15 protein-coding genes are annotated in these 24,833 nt (G+C 71.8%); 12 read left to right on the top strand and 3 right to left on the bottom strand.

From position 1 onward, the window contains the following. Positions 1–274 precede the first annotated feature (274 nt). The 6 genes from DB32_RS38015 to DB32_RS37990 all read left to right on the top strand — a co-directional run bounded on the left by DB32_RS38015 (position 275) and on the right by DB32_RS37990 (position 14,283). Positions 275–799: a hypothetical protein gene (locus DB32_RS38015; RefSeq protein WP_053237553.1), complete on the top strand. Its 525-nt coding sequence runs from the start codon at positions 275–277 to the stop codon at positions 797–799. Between the two features lie 14 nt (positions 800–813). After that, positions 814–4,416 (top strand): tetratricopeptide repeat protein, encoded by a 3,603-nt coding sequence (locus DB32_RS38010; protein WP_157069994.1) that lies wholly within the window; start codon positions 814–816, stop codon positions 4,414–4,416. A 557-nt stretch (positions 4,417–4,973) separates the two neighbouring features. After that, the gene (gene lon / locus DB32_RS38005; RefSeq protein ID WP_075097723.1) at positions 4,974–7,361 is read left to right on the top strand and encodes an endopeptidase La; all 2,388 of its coding nucleotides are present in this window, start codon (positions 4,974–4,976) and stop codon (positions 7,359–7,361) included. Positions 7,362–7,490: 129 nt separating this feature from the next. Further along, positions 7,491–10,430, top strand: a complete 2,940-nt coding sequence (locus DB32_RS38000) for a PSD1 and planctomycete cytochrome C domain-containing protein (RefSeq protein ID WP_053237550.1) — start codon at positions 7,491–7,493, stop codon at positions 10,428–10,430. Between the two features lie 2 nt (positions 10,431–10,432). After that, positions 10,433–11,833: a DUF1501 domain-containing protein gene (locus DB32_RS37995; protein WP_205627110.1), complete on the top strand. Its 1,401-nt coding sequence runs from the start codon at positions 10,433–10,435 to the stop codon at positions 11,831–11,833. 287 nt (positions 11,834–12,120) lie between these two features. Continuing rightward, positions 12,121–14,283 carry a RelA/SpoT family protein gene (locus DB32_RS37990; protein WP_053237549.1) on the top strand — a complete coding sequence of 721 codons (2,163 nt, stop codon included), beginning with the start codon at positions 12,121–12,123 and terminating at the stop codon, positions 14,281–14,283. A gap of 102 nt (positions 14,284–14,385) precedes the next feature. Here DB32_RS37990 and DB32_RS37985 read toward each other — a convergent pair whose 3' ends face one another. Then, positions 14,386–15,063 (bottom strand): DUF8173 domain-containing protein, encoded by a 678-nt coding sequence (locus tag DB32_RS37985; RefSeq protein ID WP_157069992.1) that lies wholly within the window; start codon positions 15,061–15,063, stop codon positions 14,386–14,388. Positions 15,064–15,159: 96 nt separating this feature from the next. Here DB32_RS37985 and DB32_RS37980 point away from each other — a divergent pair, with 96 nt between their 5' ends. Then, on the top strand, positions 15,160–18,453 hold the full coding sequence (locus DB32_RS37980; RefSeq protein WP_053237547.1) for a serine/threonine-protein kinase: 3,294 nt from the start codon (positions 15,160–15,162) through the stop codon (positions 18,451–18,453). A gap of 65 nt (positions 18,454–18,518) precedes the next feature. On the opposite strand, the gene DB32_RS37975 is transcribed toward DB32_RS37980, so the two are convergent. After that, positions 18,519–18,968, bottom strand: coding sequence for a hypothetical protein (locus DB32_RS37975; protein WP_053237546.1), 450 nt, complete (start codon positions 18,966–18,968; stop codon positions 18,519–18,521). Between the two features lie 131 nt (positions 18,969–19,099). Here DB32_RS37975 and DB32_RS37970 point away from each other — a divergent pair, with 131 nt between their 5' ends. The 5 genes from DB32_RS37970 (at position 19,100) to DB32_RS37950 (ending at position 24,325) form a co-directional block, all read left to right on the top strand. Then, positions 19,100–19,579, top strand: a complete 480-nt coding sequence (locus tag DB32_RS37970) for a hypothetical protein (RefSeq protein ID WP_053237545.1) — start codon at positions 19,100–19,102, stop codon at positions 19,577–19,579. Positions 19,580–19,634: 55 nt separating this feature from the next. Next, positions 19,635–20,102 carry a MarR family winged helix-turn-helix transcriptional regulator gene (locus tag DB32_RS37965; protein WP_053237544.1) on the top strand — a complete coding sequence of 156 codons (468 nt, stop codon included), beginning with the start codon at positions 19,635–19,637 and terminating at the stop codon, positions 20,100–20,102. A 45-nt stretch (positions 20,103–20,147) separates the two neighbouring features. Further along, positions 20,148–20,684, top strand: a complete 537-nt coding sequence (locus tag DB32_RS37960) for a carboxymuconolactone decarboxylase family protein (RefSeq protein WP_053237543.1) — start codon at positions 20,148–20,150, stop codon at positions 20,682–20,684. 84 nt (positions 20,685–20,768) lie between these two features. Beyond that, positions 20,769–23,057: a TonB-dependent receptor domain-containing protein gene (locus DB32_RS37955; protein ID WP_053237542.1), complete on the top strand. Its 2,289-nt coding sequence runs from the start codon at positions 20,769–20,771 to the stop codon at positions 23,055–23,057. Continuing rightward, a complete protein-coding gene (locus DB32_RS37950) occupies positions 23,054–24,325 on the top strand; it encodes an RCC1 domain-containing protein (RefSeq protein ID WP_053237541.1) in 1,272 nt (423 codons plus the stop codon). Before DB32_RS37955 ends, DB32_RS37950 begins: the two co-directional genes overlap by 4 nt. Here DB32_RS37950 and DB32_RS37945 read toward each other — a convergent pair whose 3' ends face one another. After that, positions 24,326–24,826, bottom strand: a complete 501-nt coding sequence (locus tag DB32_RS37945) for a hypothetical protein (RefSeq protein ID WP_053237540.1) — start codon at positions 24,824–24,826, stop codon at positions 24,326–24,328. Positions 24,827–24,833 lie beyond the last annotated feature (7 nt).

Below are 24,833 nucleotides of genomic sequence, written 5' to 3'. Positions count from 1 at the left end.
TCGTGATCGCCTCCGGGCGCCACGAGCCGATACCGCGAACAGGGACAAACCGGCTCCGGTGCCGGCTCGAGGTACCGCGAATAGGGACAAATCGGCTCCTGGTGCCGGCCCGAGGTCCCACGAACAGGGACGAACCCGTCCCACCCGGCTCGCGCGGACGCGTCGCGCAACTCCTGCGCGAGCGTGCGGCCCCAGCACGTTCGGTCGCAGCGGAACAGCCGACAAACGTGGGGCTCGCGCGCGGTGCGCGGGTTGCTCCGAGCCGGGGCCCACGATGAACCCCTTCGAGCAGCTCCAGCATCGCGCGCAGCGGCGCGCCGAACAGAAGGCCTCGCAGGCGATGACCGGGTGCTTCATCACCGCGTTCGGCGTCGGCCTCGCGGGGTGCATCCTCTCCGGCGTCGGCGGGTACGTCGCGTGGCAGCTCTACCGCGCGAGCTCCGATCCCTGGGCCGGCGGCATCGGCAACATCGAAGCGACGGCGATCTGGGACGGCACCGGGCCGCTCGTGTGCGCGGGCAACCAGGTGCTCGACGTCACGCCCGTCACCGCGACGCTCGGCGCGAGCCCCGCGATCTCCGCGATGGGCAACTGCCGGATGACGCTTCATGGCGTGAACGTGAGCGCGCCGATCGCGCTCCAGGTCGGGGGCAACGCCGAGGTGATCCTCGACGGAGGCTCGTACACCGGAGCGACCGCCGCGATCGTCGCGGGCGCGAGCTCGCACGTGGTGGTGCAGGGCGCGGTCATTCAGGGCGCGGTGCAGCGGACGGGCGGCGCGCGTGTGGAGGGGATGTGATGGAATCGAACGCCATGACGATGACACCCGAGCAGATCCTCGACGCGGTCGACGCCGATCTCGGCGCCGAGCGGTACGCGCAGGCGAGCCAGAAGATCACCTCGCTCGGCTCGCTGGCCGCGCTGCCACCGGCGCTGTGGGGGCGCGCGGTGCTGCGCTCGCTGCGGTGCCGGCTGCTCGCGGGTGAGCCGGTGGATCGCATCGCGATCGACGCGCGCGCCCAGCTCGTGCGCGCCGAGGACCCGAAGGTGCGCGCGCGGCTGCACACCGAGATCGCGTACTCGTTCGTCGCGAAGCGCTGCGAGGCGCTCGCGCGCGAGGAGGTCGAGCACGCGCGCGTCGCGTGGCCCGAGGGCAGCGTGTGGGCGACCGCGCTCTCGTGGGTCGCGCTGCGCTTCGATCATCGCGACGAAGCGCTGGCGCGCGCCGAAGAGGGCACGCGCCTCGAGGAGCCCGAGAGCGCGCAGATGCTGCTCGCGCGCGTGCACTACGTGTGCGGGCGCTTCGACGCCGCGCTGAGCACGCTGGGATCGCTCGTCGATGCGCCGCGCCATCGGGTGGCCGCGCTGCGGCTGCGCGCCGACGTCGACCGGGTGCGCGGTGACTGGCAGGGGTTCCTCGATCACGTCGCGCGCATCCTCGAGGTCACGCCGGGGGGCGCGCATCGCCGTCGTGATCAGCTCGATCGTGCGAGCGCGCTGTTCGCGCTCGGTCGTCGCGAGGAGGGCGCCGAGGTCTATCGCGCGCTGTGGCGCGAGGACGCGGACGACGGGGAAGGGCGCTTCGCGCGCGAGGTGCTGAACCACCTCGAGCGCGGCGCGGCGGGCGAGCGCAAGCGCGTGATGCTCCCGGCGTTCCCGACGGTGCAGCAGAAGCGCAACTACTGCGGGCCCGCTTCGCTCGAGCTGGTGCTGCGCTCGCTGGGCATCGACGTCGATCAGGATCGCATCGCGCCCGAGGTGAAGGGCGATCGTGGATCGACGCTCCACGCGATGACGACGTACCTCGAGTCGCACGGGCTCGTGACGCGCCGCTTCGAGGGCGACGCGTCGCGCTTCCGCGCGTGCCTCGAGCTCGGATTGCCGGTGATCGTCGAGGAGGAGTACTCCACGACGAGCCACGTCGCGGTGATGATCGGCGTCGACGAGGAGCTCGGGCTGCTCTTCGTGCAGGACCCGATGACGCACGTCACGTCGGAGCGCCTGATCCACACCCAGGGCTCGCTCGGGAAGCTCTATCGCAACGCGGCGATCGTCGCGTTCCGGGCCGGCGACGAGAAGGCGATCGCGGCGCTCGATGCCGCGGGGGTGAAGGACGCCGAGCACATCCGGATCATCGACTCGTGCGCGACGCCGGACGTCGAGCGCGACCCCGAGGAGATCCTGCGGCGCTGCGATCGCGCGATCGCGCTCGAGCGCGACTACCCGCTCGCCTGGAATCGGCGCACCCACGCGCTCTTCCGGCACTTCGCGCAGTACCGCGCGCAGACGAACCTCGCGCGCTTCCTCGCGGCGCTGCGCGAGGCGCGCGTTCGTTATCACGACCAGGAGTGGCCGCATCAGATCCACGGCTGGTACCTGATGGACGAGGGGCGCTGGGAAGAGGCGCTCATCGAGCTCGAGGAGGCGCTGCGCCTCGACCCCGGCGACTCGAACAACGCGCAGGACATCGCCGAGTGCCACATGAGCATGAAGCGACGCGCCGACGCGGACGCGGCGTTCTGGAAGACGCTCACGATCGATCCGACGCACGCGCGCGCGACCGAGAACTTCGCGTCGCACGCGCTCGAGGGCGGCGCGATCGAGCTCGCCGAGCACCTCTCGCGGTGCGCGCGGGTGATGGCGCCGAACAACCCGTTCAACTGGATGACGGCGTCGAAGATCGCGGAGAAGCTCGGCAAGCGCGACGAGGCGATCACGCTCGCGCGCAAGTGCATGGAGATCTCGCCGCGCTACACGTACGGCGCGATCCACCTCGCGCAGATGCTCTCGACCGATCGCGACGACGCGCAGCGCGACGAGGCGCTCGAGATCGTGTCGCGCCTGTCGCGCGAGGCGCCGCTCTGGTTCGAGCCGCGCTGGCGCGCCGCGCAGATGCTCGAGGAGCGCGGGCGCATCCAAGAGGCGGTCGATCTGCTCGTCGCGGGGCTCGAGATCGCGCAGGACGAGCCGGTCGATCTGCTGCGCACGCTGACCGCGATCCTCCACGACGCGGGCGACACCGAGCGCGAGGTCGAGTACGCGGAGCGCTTCGCGATGGCGCGCCCCACCGTGGGCATGCTGGGCGTGCTGTTCGACGTGCTCGAGCGCGCGGATCGCCACGCGCGATTGCTCGAGGTGCTGCACGACTTCCACGCGCAGAGCCCGGACTCGCCGTACGCCTGCGCGCAGCTCGCGGCGCGTGTCGTCGGGCAGGACGACGACGACGCACAGGCGATCGCGCTCTTCGAGAAGGCGGTGCAGGGCTCGCCGACGTACGCGTGGGCACGTCGTTGTCTCGCGACGCTGAAGGGGCGCGACGACGCGGACGGTGCGATCGCGCTGCTCGCGAGAGCGCCCGGCGCGAAGGACGCGTACGTCGAGCTCGATCGTGCGGCGCAGCTGGTCGAGGTGCGGCGCTGGGACGAGGCGAGCGACGTGCTCGCGCCGTTCGAGGGTCAGCTCGGATGGAGCGGTCAGGAGCTGCGCAATCGCATCGTGCTGCGCGATCGCGAGGCGAAGGACGCGCTCGATCCGAGCTCGAGCGAGCTGCGCGCGCAGCTCGCGTTCGCGGGATCGCTCGGGCGCTTCGACGTGGTGCGCGAGATCGACGCGCGGCTGCCCGCGGACGACGCATCGGCGCGCACGATCCTGATCGCGTCGACGGATGGATGGGACGAGCTGCGCCCGCTCGTCGACGCACGTCTCGCGCGGCTCGAGGGCGATCCGCGCGCGGTGCACTACGACCGCACCTGGGCGTACGCGGTGCTCGCGGGCAGCCGCGCGGTGAGCGGAGATCGCGCGGCGTTCGACGCGCTGATCGCGCACGAGCGCAACCCGAAGCTGCTCGTCGCGTCGATCAGCACCGCGCACCACGTGCGTCATGCCGAGCTCGTGCGCGCGGCGCGCGAGGCGATCGCGATGCTGGGCGAGGATCGCGCCGAGACGTGGATCACGCGCGCGCGACTCCGCGCGTCGGAAGGCGCGCACGAGGCGGCGATCGAGGCGGCGCAGATCGCGACCGAGCGCTTCCCCCACTCGCTCGCGGGGTGGTCGATGCTCGCGGTCGAGCTGCTGATGGTCGACCGCCTCGACGAGGCGCAGCACGCGGCGCGACGCGGCGCGCGCGGATGGCAGCCCTGGGTGGCCGAGCACGAGGCGGCAGGTCTGGTCGCGCTGGTGCGCGGAGATCGCGAGCTCGCGGCGAAGCACGCGCATGCGGCGTACTCGCGGCTCGTCGCGCGCGGGTTCGCGGAGGACACGTTCCCGCTGGTCGTCGCGCTGCGCGCGGCACTCGGGGGCGACGAGGCGCGCCTCGAGTGGGCGCGTGTGCAGCCGGACCTCCATCGCGATCCGAGCGCGCCGCTGTGGGGACGGCTCGCGGAGATCGCGCGCGCCGCGCGCGCCGTGTCGACCTGAGACGCGGACTTCGGGGAGGCGAGCTGGGCCTTGCGCGGCGCCGCCGTGAGGGTCGCGGAGCCCGATCGAACGGTCGAAGTTGCTCCCGGTGACGTCGGGGGAGCCCGTTGCAACGCTTGCAAGGGGCTCCCCGCGCGTCGCCGACGCGCGCTCGGACGCTTGCAACGGGCTCCGCGAGCGTCGCGGCGCGCTCTCGGACGCTTGCAGCGGGCTCCGCGAGCGTCGCCGGCGCGCCCTGCAACGCTTGCAACGGGCTCCGCGGGTGTCGCCGACGCGCTGTGGAAGGTTTGCAACGGGCTCCGCGAGCGTCACCGGCGCGCCCCTGCACCGCTCGCAGCCGGCCCCCGAGCGTCACCGGCGCGGCCCTGCACCGCTCGCAGCCGGCCCCCGAGCGTCACCGGCGCCCTCTGCATCGCTCGCCACCGGCACCACGCGCGTCGCGCCATCGTTGCCGGCCCGTGGGCCCGGTCGCGCGCCCGCACCCGCAACGTTTCTTCACCGTTCCTACCGGTACGGTGGGGTTCACAGCGCGGGGTTGAAACTTACGGTCAGCCGTCATGAGCCACCCGGAATCCCCGCTTCCCCTGCTGCCGCTCCGGCACGGCGTCGTGCTGCCGGGTCGTGTGACCACCATCCCGGTGGGTCGACCCCGCTCGCGCGCCCTCGCGGACGCGCTTCGCCCTGGTGATCGCGTCCTGCTCGCCGTGCAGCGCGATCCTTCGCAGGAAGATCCTTCGCTCGCCGATCTCCACCCGATCGCGACGCTCGCGCGAGTGACCGACAAGACGGACCGCGGCTCGCGTGGTGTGATCCTCGTCGTCGAGCCCACCTCGCGCTACCGCCTGATCTCGCTGCTCCAGACGGTGCCGTACTGGACCGCGCGTGCCGAGCTCGCCGAGGAGACGAGCGGCGGTGACGAGGCCCAGATCCTCGCGACCGCGCTGCGCGATCACCTCCGCGAGCTCGCCCCCGGCGACTCGCAGCTGCACGAGCTGCTGCGCGAGACCCGCGACCCCGCCGTGCTCGCCGATCGTGTCGCCGCGTGGATGGACACCGACGACGCGAAGAAGACCGAGGTGCTCCTCCAGCTCGACGTCACCGCGCGCCTGCGCCGCGTCGCCGAGCTGATCAACGAGGCGCGCGCCAAGGCCGAGCTGCGCAGCAAGATCGACGGCGAGGTCCGCAAGGAGCTCGGCAAGCACCAGAAGGAGGCGATGCTGCGCCAGCAGCTGCGCGCCATCCAGAAGGAGCTCGGCGAGGGCGACGACAAGGACGAGCTGCGCGAGAAGCTCGACGCGATGGAGCTCCCCGAGGAGGTCCGCGAGGTCGTCGATCGCGAGCTGCGTCGGCTCGACCAGGTCGGGCCGAACCAGGCCGAGGGCAACGTGATCCGCACGTACCTGCAGTGGATCGCGGATCTGCCGTGGACCGATCGCGCGCCTGCCTCGAGCGACATCGACGCGGTCGCGCAGAAGCTCGAAGAGGACCACTACGGCCTCGACGACGTGAAGCGCCGGATCCTCGAGCACATGGCCGTGCTCAAGCTGAGCGGCGCGAGCAGCAACGCGGCGCGCGGCACGATCCTCTGCCTCGTCGGTCCGCCCGGCGTGGGCAAGACCTCGCTCGCGCAGTCGGTCGCGGCGGCGACCGGTCGTCCTCTGCAGCGCGTGTCGCTCGGCGGCGTGCGTGACGAGGCGGAGATCCGCGGTCATCGCCGCACGTACATCGGCGCGCTGCCCGGTCGTCTGATCGCGGCGATGCGCAAGGCGAAGGTGAAGAACCCCGTCATCGTCCTCGACGAGATCGACAAGATGGGGCGCGGCTGGCAGGGCGATCCCGAGGCCGCGCTGCTCGAGGTGCTCGACCCCGAGCAGAACAAGAACTTCACCGACCACTACATGGAGCTGCCCTTCGATCTCTCGGAGGTGCTCTTCATCGCGACCGCGAACGATCTCTCGACGCTCTCCGCGCCGCTCCGTGATCGCCTCGAGATCATCGAGGTGACCGGCTACACGGCCGAGGAGAAGGTGCAGATCGCGCATCGCCACCTCGTCCCGCAGCAGCTCGTGAAGGCGGGCATGCCCGAGAAGAGCGTGCTGTTCGCCGACGAGATCCTCGCGGCGATCGTCCGCGACTACACGCGCGAGGCCGGTGTTCGTCAGCTCGCGCGCGAGATCCAGAAGGTCGCTCGCTCGGTGGCGCTCGACGTCGCCCGCGCGAAGACCGACGAGCACGGTGAGCGCGAGGCGGTGACGGTCACGTCCGAGCATCTGAAGAAGAGCCTCGGCAAGCCGCGCTTCCTCTCCGACATGGCGGAGCGCGGCAACGCACCCGGCATCGCGGCAGGCCTCGCGTGGACGCCGGTGGGAGGCGACATCCTCTACATCGAGACCACGAAGATGCCGGGGAAGGGCCGCCTCGAGATCACGGGGCAGCTCGGCGACGTGATGAAGGAGTCGGCGCGCGCTGCGCTCGCCTACCTCCGGAGCCGCGCCGACGAGTACGGCGTCGATCCCGAGTTCCTCGAGAAGCACGACCTGCACATCCACGTGCCGGCCGGTGCGATCCCGAAGGACGGCCCGAGCGCGGGCGTCACGATGTTCACCGCGCTCGCATCGCTGCTCACCGGACGTCGCGTTCGCAGCGACGTCGCGATGACCGGTGAGGCCACGCTCCGCGGACGCGTGCTGCCGATCGGCGGCGTGAAGTCCAAGGTGCTCGCGGCGCACCGCGCCGGGTTCAAGCGGGTGATCCTTCCGAAGCTGAACGAGCGCGACATCGACGACGTGCCGGAGTCGGTGCGCGGCGAGCTCGAGTTCGTGATCGCCGAGGAGATGCGCGAGGTGCTCGCGGCCGCGCTCGAGCCCGATCCGGTCGCGGTCGACGCGGGCCCGACGACTCCGTCGACGCCGAAGGGCGGCGGCGAAGGCGCCGTGATCGCGTGATCGAGCGCGCATCGTGATCCACGACGACGCCCGGTCCGGGAATCTCCCGGACCGGGCGTTGCATTCGGCGGCGCCGTGCGCGTGAATCGTGCCGTGTCGTGCCGCCGGATATCGCTGCTCTGCACAGCGTTGCTCGCCGTCGCTTGCGGAGGGAACGACGAGCCACCCGCGTCGCAGCTCGTCGACTATCGGCGCGACATCCTGCCGATCTTCAGCGAGCACTGCTTCGCGTGCCACGGGCCGGACGAAGGACGACGCCTCGCGGGGCTGCGCCTCGACACGCGCGACGACGCGATCGCGGAGCGGCCCGACGGACGCCGCGCGATCGCGCCCGGGGAGCCCGCTGCCAGCCTGGTGATCGAGCGGGTGCGCGAGACCGATCCCGCGCGACGCATGCCGCCCGGCGGCGCGCTGAGCGAGGCGCAGATCGCGCTGCTCGAGCGATGGATCGCGGAGGGCGCGCAGTACGAGCGGCACTGGTCGTTCGCGCCTCCGTCGCGACCCGAGGTGCCCGGTGGTGCCGTCGACGACGCGTTCGACGCGTTCGTGCTCGATCGGCTCGCGCGTGAAGGCATCGAGCCTTCGCCGGCGGCCGATCCCGCGACGCTGATCCGTCGCGTCACGCTCGATCTCACCGGGCTTCCCCCGACGCCCGCGGAGGTCGATGCGTTCGTCGCCGATCCCAGCGACGACGCGTACGCCGCCCTCGTCGATCGTTTGCTCGCGTCGCCGCGCCATGCCGAGCACCTCGCGCGCGACTGGCTCGACTTCGCGGGCTACGGCGACACCAACGGCATCTACTTCGACGAAGAGCGCACGATGTGGCCGTGGCGCGACTGGGTCATCGACGCGTTCGCGCGCAACGAGCCGTTCGACGACTTCCTCGTCGCGCAGATCGCGGGCGATCTGCTGCCCGGCGCGAGCGACGACGACGTGCTCGCGACCGCGTTCCTGCGCCACGCGCCGACCACCGAAGAGGGCGGCATCGACGAAGAGGAGTGGCGCATCCAGTACGCGATGGATCGCGCGAGCCTCGTCGGCGGTCAGCTGCTCGGCATCACGGTGCGCTGCGCGCGCTGCCACGATCACAAGTACGATCCGATCCCGGCGCGCGACTTCTACCGACTGACCGCGTGCTTCGATCGTGTGCGCGATCGCGGGCGCACCGCGTACCAGGACGATGGCGTCCCGCTGCTCGCGGCGCAGAGCCCGCTGCAGCGCGCCGCGCTCGACGAGGTGCGCGCCGAGATGACGAGGCTGCGCGGAGAGCTCGACGCCGAGGGCGCGCTCGCGCGGTGGGAGAGCACGGTCGATCGCACCGCGCCGAGCTGGATCGCGCCGACGTACGCGGCGCTGCGCACCGAACGAGGCACGATCCTCACCGAGGACGCCGCGCGCTCGATCGTGGCGTCGGGACCGGTGCCCAACGTCGAGACGTGGTGGCTCGACATCACCGCGCCCGCGGAGATCCGCGCGATCCGCATGGAGCTCGGAGGACGCCGCGCGAGCGACGCGCCGTCGATCTCCGACGTGTCGGCGCGCATCGAGCGCGCGGATCGCCGCACGCGCGTGACCTTCGAGAGCGCGTCGCGCCTCGACGGCACCGCGATCCCCGAGATCGTCGATGGGCGCACCACGACGAAGATCTACGTCGAGTCGCCGACGACGATCGTGCTGGTGCCCGCGGAGACGATCACGCTGGGCGAGGGCGAGACGCTCTCGCTGCGCATCGATCAGCGACAAGGATGGAGCGGCGTGTTCCGCGACATCCGCGTGCTCGTCGCGTCCGAGCCGCGCGCGACGCTCACCGACGAGCTCGATGCGATCCTCGCGACCCCGCGCGCTTCGCGCACCGCTGCGCAACAATCGCTGCTGCGCGATCACGTCGCGCGCGTGCACGCCGAGCCCGCGACGCGCGCGATCGCCCAGCGTCTGTCCGCGCTGGAGGCCCGTGAGCGCGAGCTCGCCGCGACCCCGAGCACGCGCGTGATGCGCGACGACGATCCCGAGCGCGTCACCCACGTGCGGCTGCGCGGTCAGTTCGATGCGCTCGGCGATCGCGTGACGTGTGGGCTGCCCGAGGTGCTCACCATCGACGATCCCGACGCGCGCGTGCGCGACCGGCTCGAGCTGGCGCGATGGATCGTCGGCCCGACGAGCCCGACCACCGCGCGCGTGATCGCGAGCCACTACGTGCAGCTCTTCTTCGGGCGCGGGCTCGTGGGCACCCCCGACGACTTCGGCACGCGTGGCGAGCCCCCTTCGCACCCCGAGCTGCTCGACTGGCTCGCGATCGAATTGCGCGACGGCGGCTGGGACATGCGCGCGCTCGTCCGCGCGATCGTGACGAGCGACACCTATCGCCAGTCGTCGCGCATCCGCGCCGATCTGCTCGCGCGCGATCCCCAGAACCGCCTGTTCTGGCGCGGTCCGCGCGGGCGCCTCGATGCCGAGGTGATCCGCGATCAGGCGCTCTTCGCGAGCGGCTTGCTCGTCGAGTCGATCGGCGGGCCGAGCGTGCGTCCGTATCATCCCGACGGGCTCTACGAAGAGCGGCAGGACAGCTTCGGCGAGCTCGTCACGTATCGCCCCGATCGGCGCCCCGAGCAGAACCATCGTCGCTCGCTCTACACGTTCTGGCGGCGCGGCTCGCTCCTGCCCTCGATGGCAATCGTCGACGCGCCATCACGCGTCACGCCCGTCGCGCGGCGCGACGTCACCAGCACGCCGACCCAGGCGCTGGCGCTGATGAACGAGCCGGTGATGGTCGAGGCCGCGCGCCACCTCGCCGAGCGCATGCGGCGCGAAGCCGGCGACGATCCCGACGCGCAGATTCGTCTCGCGTTCCGGCTGCTCACCGCGCGCACGCCGCGCGACGAAGAGGTCGCGGTGCTGCGCGCGGCCTACGACGCCGAGCTCGACGCCGCCCTCAGCGATCCCTCGATCCTCGGCGTGCTCGCGATCGGCGAGTCCGGCCGCGACTCCGCGGGCGATCCCGCCGCCCACGCCGCGCGCACCCTCGTCGCGCGCACGATCCTGAACCTCAGCGAGACGCTCTCGAGGGAGTGAACGTGAACCGACGCGCTCTTCTCACCGGCTCGATGTCGCTGCTCGGCACCGCCGCGCTCGCGTCGCTGCTCCCTCTCGGCCGCGAGCGCGCGCTCGCGATGCCGCACTTCACGCCGAGGGTGCGGCGCGTCGTGTACCTCTTCATGTCCGGCGGGCCCTCGCAGCTCGAGACCTTCGATCACAAGCCCGGCCTCGCCGCGCTCGACGGCACCGAGCTCCCGGAGTCGATCCGCCGCGGGCAGCGCCTCACCACGATGACCTCGGGCCAGAGCTCGTTCCCGGTGGTCGCGCCGCGCGTCGGCTTCACCCAGCACGGCGAGAACGGCACGTGGGTCAGCGATCTGCTGCCGCACCTCGGCTCGATCGTCGATCGCCTCTGCATCGTGCGCTCGATGCACACCGACGCGATCAACCACGATCCCGCGGTCACGCTGATCCAGAGCGGCAGCATGAACCCCGGGCGCCCGTGCATGGGCTCGTGGGTGAGCTACGGGCTCGGCGCGCCCACCCGCGATCTGCCGACCTTCGCGGTGCTGCTCTCGAACAGCGGGCTCTTCGGCGGACAGCCGCTCAGCACGCGCTTCTGGAGCAGCGCGTTCCTGCCCGCGCACCACCAGGGTGTGCAGCTGCGCGGCGGAAGCGATCCCGTGCTCTATCTCGACGACGGTACCGGCGCACCGCAGGCGAGCCGCGAGCGCCTCCGCGACGCGCGCACCGCGCTCGACCAGATGCACGCGGACGAGACCGGCGATCCCGACGTCACGGCGCGCATCGAGGCGTACGAGCTCGCGTTCCGCATGCAGACCTCGGTGCCCACGCTCGCGCGCGCGGGCGACGAGCCCGAGAGCACCTACACGCTCTACGGCGACGACGCGCGCATCCCCGGCACGTTCGCCGCGAACTGCGTGCTCGCGCGGCGCCTGCTCGAGGACGACGTGCGCTTCGTGCAGCTCTACCACCGCGACTGGGATCACCACGGCACGATGCAGACCGACCACCCGATCGCGGCGCGCGCCGTCGATCGCGCGTCGACGGCGCTGGTGCTCGACCTCGAGCGACGCGGACTGCTCGAGGACACGCTGGTGATCTGGGGCGGCGAATTCGGCCGCACCGTGTACGGGCAGGGCGAGGTGCGCACCGATCAGTACGGGCGCGATCACCACCCGCGCTGCTTCTCGATGTGGCTCGCGGGCGGTGGCGTGCGCGGCGGGCTCGTCCACGGGACGACCGACGACTACTCGTACAACGTCGTCGACGGCGCGCTCCACGTGCACGACTTCCAGGCGACGGTGCTGCACCTGCTCGGGTTCGATCACACGCGCCTCACGTATCGCAGCGAGGGCCGCGACTTCCGGCTCACCGACGTGTCGGGGCGCGTCGCGAACGAGCTCCTCGACGAGTGAGCATCTGCACGGCGCGCAGCCGCGCGCGCGGTGACCCGAACGAGCGCCCGCGCTCCACGTGATGGAGCGTGGGCGTCCGCATCTCGTCCCTGCTTCGCATCTCCCAGCACACGCCGGCGAGCCCTACGGATCGAGCAGTGGCGAAGGACGAGGGCACGAGGGCACGAGCGCGTTCCTTGTTCGCGGAGAACGGCAGTGTTAGGCTGCCTGACACTCGCGAATCCGAGGGCTCGGTGAGGTCACCGCCTCCGGCTCGCGCCACCGTACCGAGCAGCAGCGCCGCCCGTATGGTCCGCCTGACCGACAGAATCTCTCTCACCGAGATCGTCGAGAAGGTTCGCGGCTACCAACCTCAGGCGGACTTCGACCTCGTCAATCGCGCGTACGTCTTCTCCGCGCAGAAGCACGAGGGGCAGAAGCGGAAGTCGGGCGAGCCCTACTTCACGCACCCCGTCTCGGTCGCGAACATCATCGCGGAGATGAAGCTCGACAGCGCGAGCGTCTGCGCCGCGCTGCTCCACGACGTCCTCGAGGACACCGACGTCACGACCAAGCAGATGGAGGAGATCTTCGGCGAGGAGGTCTCCTTCCTCGTCGACGGCGTCACGAAGCTCGGCAAGATCAACTTCACCTGCAAGGAAGACCAGCAAGCGGAGAGCTTCCGCAAGATGCTGGTCGCGATGGCGCGCGACATCCGCGTGCTGCTCGTGAAGCTGGCCGACCGTCTCGACAACATGCGGACCCTCGAGCACATGAAGCCCGAGGCGCAGGCCCGCATCGCGCAGGAGACGCTCGAGATCTACGCGCCGCTCGCCGGTCGGCTCGGTATCAACTGGCTCAAGAGCGAGCTCGAGGATCTCTCGTTCCGATACCTGTATCCCGAGGCCTACGTCGACATCATCGCGAAGTCGAAGAAGGTCTCGCGCGACCAGGAGCGGTACATCAGCGACGTCTGCAAGCGACTGCAGAAGATGCTGATCGAGCGCGGGTTCGCCGCCGAGTGCAGCGGGCGCATGAAGCACCTGTACTCGATCTACCGCAAGATGCGGCAGAACAACTGCGAGTTCGAGCAGGTGCACGACGTGCTCGCGTTCCGCGTGCTCGTCGAGAACGTCGCGGACTGTTACGCGGCGCTCGGGGTCATCCACTCGCAGTGGACCCCGATCCCCGGCCGCTTCAAGGACTACATCGCGCTGCCGAAGCCCAACATGTACCAGTCGTTGCACACGACGGTCATCGGGCCCGGCCAGCGACGCATCGAGGTGCAGATCCGCACCGACGAGATGCACAAGACGGCCGAGAACGGCATCGCGGCGCACTGGAAGTACAAGGACAAGAGCGGCGGTCCGGACGCGAAGGACGCGGCGCGCTTCGCGTGGCTGCGCCAGCTGATGGAGTTCCAGCAGGAGGTCGCGGACCCCGCCGAGTTCCTCGACTCGGTGAAGGTCGATCTCTTCGCGGACGAGGTCTACGTCTTCACGCCGAAGGGACAGCTCAAGGTCTTCCCGCGCGGCGCGACGCCGATCGACTTCGCGTACTCGGTGCACTCGGAGGTCGGTGATCACTGCGCGGGCGCGCGCGTGAACGGCGCGATCGTCCCGCTGCGATACACGCTGCACAACGGCGACACCGTCGAGATCATCACGTCGCCGCAGCAGCATCCGAGCAAGGACTGGCTCGACTTCGTGCAGACGGGCCGCGCGCGCTCGCGGATCCGCACGTACATCCGGAGCGAGGAGCGGCGCCGCTCGATCAAGCTCGGCAAGGACCTCGTCGAGCGCGCCTTCCACAAGAAGGACATGTCGTTCGCGCGCTTCCTGAAGAGCGGCGAGGCCGAGCGGGTCTCGACGCACTTCAAGGTGCAGAGCCCGGACGAGCTCTTCGCGGCGGTCGGCTACGGGCGCGTGTCGGCCGGCGACGTCTACGACGCGGCGATCCAGGACGAGAAGTCGGCGGACGCGCTGCGGCCCTCGTTCATCGAGCGCACGGTGCGTCGCGTCACCGGCAGCTCGAGCGCGGGCGGGATCCGCATCGACGACGTCGACGACGTGCTGGTGCGCTTCGCCCAGTGTTGCCAGCCGCTGCCGGGCGATCCGATCACCGGATGGATCACGCGCGGGCGCGGTGTGACGGTGCATCGTCGCGGGTGCCCGAAGGCGATGGAGCTCGACCCCGAGCGCCGCATCGACGTCGCGTGGAGCGAGGCGATCAAGATCGCGCGTCCGGTCGCGCTGCGGATCATCACGTCGGATCGTCCGGGCATCCTCGCGAACGTGAGCGCTGCGTTCACCGAAGCGGGCGTGAACATCCAGGAGGCGAACTGCCGCGTCGGACCCGACGGACAGGCGGTGAACCTCTTCCAGTTCCTCGTCGACGACGCGGGGCGCTTGCAGAACCTGATGCGCAGGATCCAGGGCGTCGAAGGCGTTTATTCGGTCGAGCGCGCCTGAGCGCGTCTCCAACAACGCTCGCCCGCTCAGGCCCTCCCGTCCACGTGCTCCGCACGTTCCATGCGGGTCCTGCGCGAGCGAGCATTCCAGCTCGAGGAGCGATCAGGCGCCCGCGGGCGCCTGATCGTAGATGCGCGTGCCGCGCGGCGCGTCTTCTTCTTCTGCTGCGCGCGTCGCGCGACGCCACGTGTGGGTGCGACCCGCGCGATCGAACGTCGCGATCAGCGCGCCGATGCCGACCGTGCTGGCGACGAGCCCGACGAGGCCGTCCATCAGCGGCACGAGCGCGATGAGGCGCAGCGCGCCCACGCCGAGCAGCGACCAGAGGACGCGATCACGGAGCTCGCGCGTGGAGTGGCGACGCGCCGAGAGCGCGCGACCGAGCAGCCAGCCGCTCGTGACGTAGCCCGCAGCGGCGAGCGGGACCGCGAGGATCGACGTCGCGATCGCGAGCGGGATCCCGAGGATCGTGAGCGTGAGCGCGAAGATCGTGAGCGGGATGCCGACCGCGACCATGAGGCCCATCAGCAGCGTGCGGCGCGTCTCGTACGTCGCGGTGCGGTAGACGCGCTCCGCGGTCTCGTGCGGGACGAGCCACGCCGCGATCGCGGCGAGCCCGAGCAGCGCGAACGTCCCCGCGGCCCAGCTCAAGAAGTACGAGAGCGCACCGACCGCGGGGTCGGGCCGCTCGTACTGCGCCGCGGCGAGCGTGGGCGAGAGCGTGATCGCCACGATCGCGGCCGAGAGCCACGCGAGGCACGCCTTCGATCGTGAGCGCATGTCCATGCCTCGCGGATTCAGCAGTGGCTGTGCCAGCGCGTTCACCGTGGGTATGGATCAATCCGTCGCAGACGAATACGCTCGGATCCCGACGCGATGCTACCCGCGGCGGTCCAAGAGGCGCTCTCCACGCTGACCGCGGCGCTCGCGGTCGATCCCGCGATCCAAGGCGCGCTCTACGCGCGCTGGCGCGCGAACGCGATGCCCGAGCCCGATCTGCCGCGCGCGGCCGGCGCGGCGGCGGACGTGCTCGATCGCGCGATGCCCGCGCTCACGCGATCGCAGAACGGGCTCGCCGACCTCGGTGCGCTCTTCGGCGAGCCCGCGGGCGCGATCGTGTTCACGTGGTGCGCTGCGGGCGCCGCGCGTCGTGATGCGCGCATGGCGCGACTGCTCGCGAGCGCGGCGACGCGTCCCGAGCTCGCCTCGCGCGTCGCCGCCGCGGCGCGGGCGCGCATCGTCGAGGGACCGCTGCTCGACGCGCTCGCGTGCGCGCCGCTGCTCGGCACCGGCGATCGCTTCGCGCTCCCCGAGAACGCCGAGGCCGCGGCGCGCATGGAGATCTTGCTCTGGGAGGCGGGCGCGACGGCGCTCTCGCTGCCCGATCTCGGCGCGTGGGTGTGGGCGAGCCGCGAGACGTTCGAGGCGATCGTCGCGCGCCCGGCGCACGGATCGCTGCGGGGTCGCGTGCTCGCGGCGCGTTGTCTCGAGGTGAGCGCGCGCGGGATCCCGGCGAACGTCGATCCCGAGCTCGTCGGTCGCACGCTGCAGGTGCTGCAGCCGCTCTTGCTCCACCCCGAGCCGCTCGTGTGGATCCACGCGTCGCGCGCGCTGGGTCGGCTCACCGGATCGATCGATCAGCTCGAGGGCACGCTGCTCGACTGGATGCGCGGCGAGTCGCTGCTGCTGCGCCAGCGCGCGCTCACCGCGTTCGCGTCGCTGCCGGCCGAGCGGCTCAAGGTGCTCGCGAGCGAGCTCGTGCACATCCTCGACTCGCCCGAGGAGGGCTGGGCGCTCGCGGCGGTCGCGGCGGCGACGCCGTATCTGTTCTTCGAGCGGCGTGATCTCTGGGATCGCCTCTCCGCGCGCATCCTCGAGGGCGACGGCGGTGCGGTCGCGGCGCGCGCGCTCGCGCGCGGGCTCGGCACGTTGTGGCGGCGCGGGACGAACCAGAGCGCGATCGAAGGGCCCATGCGCCAGCTGCGCGAGATGGCGCGCCGCGCGCGCGCGAGCTCGCTCGACGAGCAGCGACGCTGGCTCGAGGTGATCGCGGTCACCGACCCGGTCGACGGCGCGGAGCGCGATCCGCTCGATCTCGAGCTCGGCCTCGAGAACCTCGTGCGCATCGCCGCGCAGTACGACGACGACGAGGCCGACGCGCGCGCGGCGCGCTTCGCGGGATCGCTCGCCGCGACGTTCGCGGAGGCGAGCCGCATCGCACTGGGCCAAGACACCCTCCGTCATCGCGCCGCCGCGATCAACGCGCTCGAGGGGTGCGCGCGCTCGCTCGCGCTGCGCTTGTGGGGCCCGCTGCTCGCGACGCGGCCCGAGGGCGAGCACGTCGACGCGCCCGATCTCGAGGCGACGTGGACGACGATCGCGCGCGCGCCCGCGGAGATCCTCGATCTCCTGAAGGAGCGCGAGCGCACCGAGGACGATCTGCCGCTCGAGGTGCTCGCGGTGCGGCTCGGCGGGTACGCGCTCGACGCGTGCGGCGAGGACAGCGAGCTCGGTCCGGGGAGCGGTCCCACCGCGCACGGCACGTGTCGCTGGCTGCGCAAGGTCGAGGGGCTCGCCGACGGTGCGCGCGATCTCCCGGCGCCGCTCGAGGGCGCGCTCAGCGCGCTCTTCTGGAGGCTCGTCGACACGACGCGCGGGACCGCGCTCGGCGAGGTCGACGACGTGCGCTGGCTCGGGCCGTTCGCGGCGTGGTGGGCGCTCGTGATCGATCGTCCCGCGATGCTGCAGCAGCTCGCGACCGCGCTGCCGATGATGGCGCCGGGCGCGCTCGCGCGATGTTGCGAGGAGGCCGAGGCGCTGCGCACCGCGGTCGCGTCGGGTGACGCGGAGGGGCGTTGGGGCGCGACGGCGGCGAGCGCGCTCGCCGCGTTGCACGCCGACGACACCGAGCTCGCGCACGCGCTCGCCGGACTCGCGCGCGGGCTCGAGAAATTCGCGAGCGCGGCGGGCCCGAAGCCCGATCTCGAGGCGCTCTGCCTCGAGCTCGTGATGAGCGCCGAGCGCCTGCAGGGCGCGCTCGCCGATCCCGTGAAGGCGCTGCACGCCGCGAGCGAGATCACCGCGGAGAATTCGCTCTCGCGCGCCGCGACCGAGAACGCACCGCGCGTCGCGGCGCTGATCGCGCGTGCGATCCGTGCGCGCGAGCTCTCGATGCTCGAGGTGTGGTTCGCGTCGCTCGGGCCCGTCGCGTCGGCGCTGGTCGAGGGCGCGGTGAGCGGCGCGGTGCGTCGCTCGCCTCCGCCGCCCCCCGCGCCGAAGAAGAAAGAGCCGAAGATCATCGAGGGCTACGAGCTCGTGAAGCCGCTCGGCGAGGGCGGGATCGGCACGGTGTGGCTGGTGCGCAAGCCGGGCGCCGATCGCTTCTTCGTGCTGAAGATCCCGAAGGCGGACGCGCTCGCGGGCGCGAGCGACACCGAGCGCGAGGGCATCCTCGCGTCGTTCGTCGAGGAGGCGAAGGCGCTCGCCGGGCTCTATCACCCGAACGTCGCGAACATCATCGATCGCGGCGTCTCGGGCGCGGTGCCGTTCCTGGTGCTCGAGTACCTGATCGGCGCGGACCTCAAGCAGTACGCGACCGCGCGACCGATGTCGCTCTTCGAGCTGCGCCAGGTCGTGGTCGAGTCGTGCGCGGGGCTCGCGGCGCTGCACGCGGCGGGGCTCGTGCATCGCGACATCAAGCCGGCGAACCTGTGGCTCCGACTGCCGCTCTCGGGCGGGGAGCGCTTCGAGGCCGACAAACATCGCGACCCGGCGCGCGCGCAGCCGCTCGCGACGGTCGTGATCGACTTCGGCATGGTGCGCGCGATGCGCGTCCCGCCCGAGGTCGGCGGGAAATTCGTCGCCGGGACGCCGGGATACATCGCGCCGGAGCAGGTGCTCGATCCGGTCGAGCTCGACGCGCGCGCAGACGTCTACGCGCTCGCGGGCACGATCTACAACGTCACGACGGGCCGCACGTTCTTCGACGATCTCGAGTCGCCGCGCGATCGCATCATCGCGCACATGAACCGCGATCCCTTCGAGGACGCGGAGCGCCTGCGCGCGTACCCCGCGGCGATGGCGAAGCTGATGCGCGCGGCGACCGCGCTCTCGCCGAAGGATCGCCCGTACCCGATGGAGCTCGCGCGCGAGTTCGTCGCGGCGCTCTGATCACCCCATGCACGGATGCATGACGCCTACACGTTTCGGCGTGCCGTGATGCATCCGTGCATCGCTCACTCGGTTCGCACCGTGATCGCCGCCTCGCGCTCGAAGTGCTTCGGGCCGCGAACATGGAACAGCCCGCGGTCGCCCGCGCGCGCGACGCCGATCTCGAGGTGGACCGCCGTGGGGCCCGGCGCCTCGAGCAGTGCGAGCGTGAACCCGATCTCGCACGGGTCGAGCTCCGCGCAGAGCGCGCGGAGGTCGCCGCCGCTCACGCCGGCACTGAGCGACGTCGACCCGTCCGCGAGTGAGCGCGTGTCGAGGACGACGAACTCGTCGAGCCCGGGATCGTCGGCGATCACCTCGAGCGCGGCGCGCCCTGGCGAGAACGCGCTCGCGAGCAGGCGCACGCCGGCGTCCGCCTGTGCAATCGCGGTCGCGTTGGGCGTGAGCACGACGTGGATCGTCGCTCCGGGCGCGAGCTCGAGCTGGAGTCGCTGGATGATCAGGGCGTCGTTCAAGGGCTGACAAGACGCGAGCCCGACGCAGAGCAGCGCTGATGCCGTCGAGCTCGTGAGTGTGCCGATTCGTGGCGTTCGCATGATGGGCAACCAGCGCAGCAGCCCACGTGCCATCGGGCCATACTGCGCGCATGCCCGATGAGCGGCCCTATCGCGCGGCTCCGCCCGACGCGCGACGGCTCGGATGGACCGAGACGCGCGCGGGACGCGCGACCGAGCTGACGCGTGAGCGACGCGCCGAGGCGACGTCGCGCGAGGTGGTGCCGATCGTGGTCGCGTCGACCGCGCTCGCCGTCGCGTTCGGCGCGCTCTCGGTGATGGCGCAGGGGCTCTCGATCGCGCTCGCGGCGGGGATCGCCGCGACGTGGCCGCTCTCGGTCGAGCGGATCCGCATCGACGAAGACGGGCTGGCGTGGCGCGATCGCCTGCTCGGATCGCGGCTGCGTCTTCCGCTCGATCGCGTGCTGCCGCGGGTCGTCGATCAGGAGGGCGAGCGCGCGCTGTTGATCGGATCGGGCGGCAATTGGCACCTCCTCGCGAGCGGCGATCCTGGCGACGTCGACGAGCTCGCGCGGCTCGTGGCGGCGGCGGTGGCGCGCGCTCGCGGGTGAGCGCGGCGCGCTATGTTGCATTGACAACATCGCGCGCCCGCGCCATACGGATCGCGTGCACGATCAGTTCACGTCGGACGGGATCGTCCTCGACAACGCGCTCGCGTACTGGATCCACCGCGTCTACCAGGCGACGCGCAACGCGACGTTCGCGGTGCTGCGCATCGACGACGAAGAGATCACGCCCGAGCAGTGGATCGTGCTGGTGCGCCTCTGGGAGTCGGACGGGCGCACCCAGACCGAGCTCGGCACGTCGACGTACCGCGATCGTCCGACGATGAGCCGCATCCTCGCGGGGATGGAGCGGCGCGAGCTGATCCGCCGCAAGACCGATCCCGAGAACGCGCGCGTGTGGCGGGTGTATCTCACGCCGCGCGCGAAGAAGCTGAAGGGCGAGCTCGTGCCGCGGGTGCGCGAGCTCGTCGCGCGCTCGCTCCGCGGGATCTCGAAGCAGGACCTCGAGGTCACGCGCGCGACGCTGCAGAAGATGTTCGCGAACCTCGACCAGGACGCGGGGCCGTGATCCCGCGTCGTGAATGTTGCATCGACAATATCGGAGGAGGACGACATGGAATTCCGTGATCACACGATCGAGTCCGCGCCCGAAGATGCTCGCGCGATCCTGAAGGCGACCGCGGGCCACGCGGGGTTCGTCCCCGCCGCGATGGCGCGCCAGGCCGTGGCGCCGCTGATGCTCGAAGCGTTCGTGCGCCTGCAGCAGACGTGGCGCGCCACCAGCCTCGACGAGCTCTCGCGCGAGGTCGTCGCGTTCGTGGTCGCGCACGAGGTCGGCTGCGAGCTCTGCGACGCGTTCCACGCGGCGCTGCTCACGCGCCTCGGGGAGACCGAGCTGCTGCGCGAGATCCGGATCGGCGCGCCGCTGAGCGACGCGCGGCTCGAGGCGGTGCGGCGCTTCACGAAGGCCGTGCTCGCGACGCGCGGCGAGGTCGGCGACGACGAGCGGGCTCGCTTCGCGGCGGCGGGGTTCGATGCGCGCGCCGCGCTCGAGGTGGTGCTCGGCGTGTCGATCTACGTGCTGTCGACGTACGCCAACCGCTTGGTCCGCGCGCCCGTCGACGCGCCGCTCGCGCAGTTCGCGCGCTGAGCGCGCGTCATCGGGAATCGAGCCCCTCGGCTCGGACGTCGTTGGCGCTCGGATCGCGTGCGCCGGTGCGCACAGTCCGTCCCGATGCGCTCGTCCGCGCTCTTCGCCCGCGCCCTGGTGTGGCTCGCGACGTTCGTCGTGATGCTCGCGCCGGGGCGCGCGCGCGCGCAGGCGCTCACGCCACCGTCCATCGCGCAGCTCGAGCCATTGCCGGCGCATCACGAGCGCGAGCTGATCGTCGAAGCGCTGGTGGGCGTCGACGGGCTCGCCGCGCTCGAGGCCTGCGATGCGACGCTCGCGCTCTGCGAGGCCGTCCACGTCGCGCTCGAGCGCTCGCGCTTCGTGCCGGCGCTGCGCGACGGCGCGCCGATCGCCGCGCGTGTCCGCATCCGTTGGGATCCGGTCGCGTTCGAGCCCGTGCTCCCCGAGGACGACGCGCCGTGGCGGGTGCGGTCACGCCGCGAGCCTCCGCCGTTCCGGGCCCGCGCGGAGGTGTCCCCGGTCGCGCCCGCGGTGCGGCGGCTCGAGCTGATCGAGGCGCGCGACGCGCCCGGCTCGATGGGCGATCCGCTGCGCGCGATCGAGTCGCTCCCCGGCGTCGTGCCGGTCGCGAACGGCGTGCCCTACGCGTTCGTCCGCGGCTCGCCGCCCGCGGGCACGCTCTACGTGTACGACGGCATCCCGCTGCCGCAGCTGTTCCATCTCGCGCTCGGGCCCGCGGTGGTGCACCCGCGCATGCTCGGCGCCATCGAGCTCCACGCCGGCGCCGCGCCCGCGCGCTGGGGCCGTCACATCGGGGGCGTCATCCTCGCGGAGGGCCCCGACGATCGCGCGCCGCTCGACGGAACGCACGGCGAGATCGAGGTGCGCCTCCTCGACGTGAGCGGCTACTTCGAGACGCCGCTTCCGAACGGCGGTCGCTTCGCGGGCGCGCTGCGCATCGGCTGGAGCTCGCTGCTCGCGGGCGCGTTCGTGCAGAACCTCGAGCTCGGCTTCGGCGACTACCAGCTGCGCGCCACCGTGCCGCTCGACGCGCACGACGACGTGCAGGTCGTCGCGCTGGGGTCCTACGATCGCTTCGCGTACAGCAGCGAGGCGGGGCGCGCGACGCACGCGGAGATCCAGTTCCATCGCGTCGAGGCGCGCGTCCGACGCCGAGCCGGCGCGTTCTCGGGGCTCGCGGCGCTGCGCGCGGGGTGGGACCGCACCGACTACTTCGGTGGGCTCGAGAGCGCGACGCACGCCGAGACGGGGCACGTCGCGGCGCGCCTCGAGGGCGGGCTGCGCGATCGCTTCGTCTCGTGGCGTGCGGGTGGTGACGTGCTCGCGAGCTTCGGTCGCAACCCCGAGATCGGCCTGCGCAACACGTTCCAGCCGCAGATCCAGGACGCGCTCACGCGCAGCACCGCCGCGCTGTGGACGGAGCTCACGCTCTTGCTGCTGCCCGAGCTCACCATCGACGTGGGTGCGCGCGTGGACACGTGGATGTACGCGCAGCGCCTCGAGGGCGCGCTCGATCCGCGGCTGCGCATCGCGTGGCGCCCGATCACCGAGCTCACGCTGCACGTCGGCGCGGGCGTCGCGCGACAGCCGCCCGGCTATTACCTGCCGGTCCCCGGCACCAACGACCTGATCCTCGCGCCCGGCCTGCAGACCGCGATGCAGCTCGACGGCGGCGCGACGTTCGAGCTGGGCTCGTTCCGCGCGGAGCTGCAGCTCTTCGTGCATCGCTACGAAGACCTCGTGTTCTCCGACTTCCTCACGATCCTCGACGAGCGCGGCGCGTGCGATCCGCTGCTCGAGCTTCCGGAAGACGCGTACTGCCCGACGATGCCGCTCGTGCCGCGCACGAACGGGATCTCGTGGGGCGGCGAGGGCCTGATCGCGATCGCGCCGCGCGAGCGCGTCTCGGGATGGATCTCGTACACGCTCTCGTGGAGCGAGCTCGATCCGATCTCGTTCGGCGGGGCGTGGGAGGTCGCGATGCGGCCGAGCTACGACGTGCGCCACGTGCTGAACGCGGTCGCGCGCTGGGAGATCGTGCCCGGGCTCTCCGTCGGTGCGCGCGTGCACTTGCGCAGCGGCGGGCCGCGTGGGTTCGCGTACCGCGACTTCTCGATGCCGCTCTCGCTGTTCGAGCGTGTCGAGCGCGAGGTGACGCCCTTCGCGCGGCTCGATGCGTCGATCGCGTACGCGTGGGACGCCGGCTGGGGCCGACTGCGCGTCTCGATCGAGTGGCTCAACGTGACGTTCGCGCAGGAGGCGATCGCGCTCGTGTGCGCGGTCGACGGCGACGGGATCCCGATCAGGTGCAACACCGACCGCGCGCCGCCGATCGTCGCGCCCAACCTCGGCCTCCGGATCGAGCTGTGACCCGCACCCGCGTGACGTGTCTCGTGGTGATCGCGATCGCCCTCGCATCGTGCGAGGGCACGTCGTTCCGCTGCGATCCGACCCCGAGCTGGTCGTACGAGCGACCCGACGGCGGCGGAGAGCCGCGGTCTCCGCGCGAGCCGACGGAGTGCACGTTCGACGACTGCTTCTTGAGGGAGGTGGCCGCGGGCGCGAGGCACACGTGCGTGCTGGCCAGCTCGGGAGCGGTGTTTTGTTGGGGCTCCAACGATCGCGGCCAAGCGGCGCCGGACGCGAGCGAGCACGAGATCACGCCGCGTCGTGTGCTCGGTCTCGCGAGCGTGCGTGACGGTCTCGCGCTCGGTGCCGCGCACACGTGCGTCGAGGGCGCGACCGAGATCCTCTGCTGGGGCGAGCCGCGCGTCGTCGGCGGCGCGCGTGGTGAGATCGTCACGCGTCCCGAGGCGGGCTTCATGATCAGCGCGGGCGCGCTGCATACGTGCCTCCAGCGGTTCTCCGGCGGCGGGATCGAGGCCTCGGACTGCTTCGGCGCGTGGGACGGTCGTGATCCCGCGACGGGCCCCGCGCTCGATCCCGCGCGGCGCTTCGACGGCATCGAGATGTTCGCCGGGGGCATGCGCAGCTGCGGCCTCGCGCGCGACGCGCTGACCCTCGAGTGCTGGGGGAGCGCACCGCCGGGCGGTCGTCTCCAGCCCGGTGCGTGGACCGAACGCGCGATCACGATCGACGTCGCGCCGATCCCGCTCGGGCCGGCGTTGGGCCAGGAGCACGCGTGTGTCCGCGGCGGCACCACGGTGCGCTGCTGGGGCCGCGGCGACTTCGGGCAGCTCGGAGACGGAACGATGCGCGACCACGACGCGCCCGTGCCGGTGATCGGGCTGCCCGAGCGGCCCATCGGATCGCTCTGCGTCGGCGGCGGTGGTCCGCTCGAGATCGACGCCGACGGCGTGCTCGTCGTGCCCGCGGCATCCGGCTTCAGCTGCGCGTCGGTGCTCGACGGCGTGTGGTGCTGGGGCGCGAACGAGCGCGGTCAGCTCGGCGACGGCACCCACCAGGACCGCACGACGCCGGTGCGCGTCCTCGACATCCACGACGAGGGGAGCGTGACGTGCGGCGAGGCGCACGCGTGCTTCCGTACCTTCACCCGCCTCGTGTGCTGGGGCGACAACCGCTTCGGTCAGCTCGGCGCACCTTCGGGCGAGCTCGACCACGCGACGCGACCGGTCCTGGTCTCGCTCTTCCCCGATCCGCTCGAGCGCGACGAGTGATCAGCGACTGCGCGGCACGCACGTCGACGCCGCGTCCGCGACGCGCCCCTCGAGCGCGCCGGTCACGACCTCGCGCAGCACGCGACCGCGCCGCGTGGTGAAGTCGAAGTACGCGGTGCGATGCCCGCGATGCACCACGACCTGACACACCATGTCGACCAGCGGATCGTCGGCGTTCGCGCGCAGGTGCGCGAGCACCGGAGACCCCGCCGCGCGCAGCTTCCACGCGTTCACGAGCGCGTATGCGCCGATCCCGCCGCCGCACACGATCATGATCGCCACGACCCAGATCGGAATGTCGGCGGCGCGCTGGAGGAACGGGCTCCACGTCACGCTCAGTGCCGCGATCGCCGCGATCTTCATCGCGGGGAACGCGAGCCCGAGCCCGAGGAACACGAGCCCCGCGGTCGCGCTGCCGCGGGTCGTCGCGCGATGCGCTTCGTCGAGGATCGTGAGGCCGCGCAGCTGTCGCGCGACGAGCTCCTGATCGGGGTGGCTCACCGCCGAC

The organism is Sandaracinus amylolyticus (genome assembly GCF_000737325.1).
In the GTDB taxonomy this organism is placed as follows: domain Bacteria; phylum Myxococcota_A; class Polyangia; order Polyangiales; family Sandaracinaceae; genus Sandaracinus; species Sandaracinus amylolyticus.
Note: the sequence above shows the minus strand (reverse complement) of the source record. Positions and strands in the feature narration are given on the sequence as shown.

Bases quoted from the DNA above. Each gene is read 5' to 3' on its own strand.
- DB32_RS38015 (WP_053237553.1), top strand. From the start codon at position 275: ATGAACCCCTTCGAGCAGCTCCAGCATCGCGCGCAGCGGCGCGCCGAA.
- DB32_RS38010 (WP_157069994.1), top strand. From the start codon at position 814: ATGACGATGACACCCGAGCAGATCCTCGACGCGGTCGACGCCGATCTC.
- lon (WP_075097723.1), top strand. From the start codon at position 4,974: ATGAGCCACCCGGAATCCCCGCTTCCCCTGCTGCCGCTCCGGCACGGC.
- DB32_RS37990 (WP_053237549.1), top strand. From the start codon at position 12,121: ATGGTCCGCCTGACCGACAGAATCTCTCTCACCGAGATCGTCGAGAAG.
- DB32_RS37985 (WP_157069992.1), bottom strand. From the start codon at position 15,063: ATGCGCTCACGATCGAAGGCGTGCCTCGCGTGGCTCTCGGCCGCGATC.
- DB32_RS37980 (WP_053237547.1), top strand. From the start codon at position 15,160: ATGCTACCCGCGGCGGTCCAAGAGGCGCTCTCCACGCTGACCGCGGCG.
- DB32_RS37970 (WP_053237545.1), top strand. From the start codon at position 19,100: ATGCCCGATGAGCGGCCCTATCGCGCGGCTCCGCCCGACGCGCGACGG.
- DB32_RS37960 (WP_053237543.1), top strand. From the start codon at position 20,148: ATGGAATTCCGTGATCACACGATCGAGTCCGCGCCCGAAGATGCTCGC.
- DB32_RS37955 (WP_053237542.1), top strand. From the start codon at position 20,769: ATGCGCTCGTCCGCGCTCTTCGCCCGCGCCCTGGTGTGGCTCGCGACG.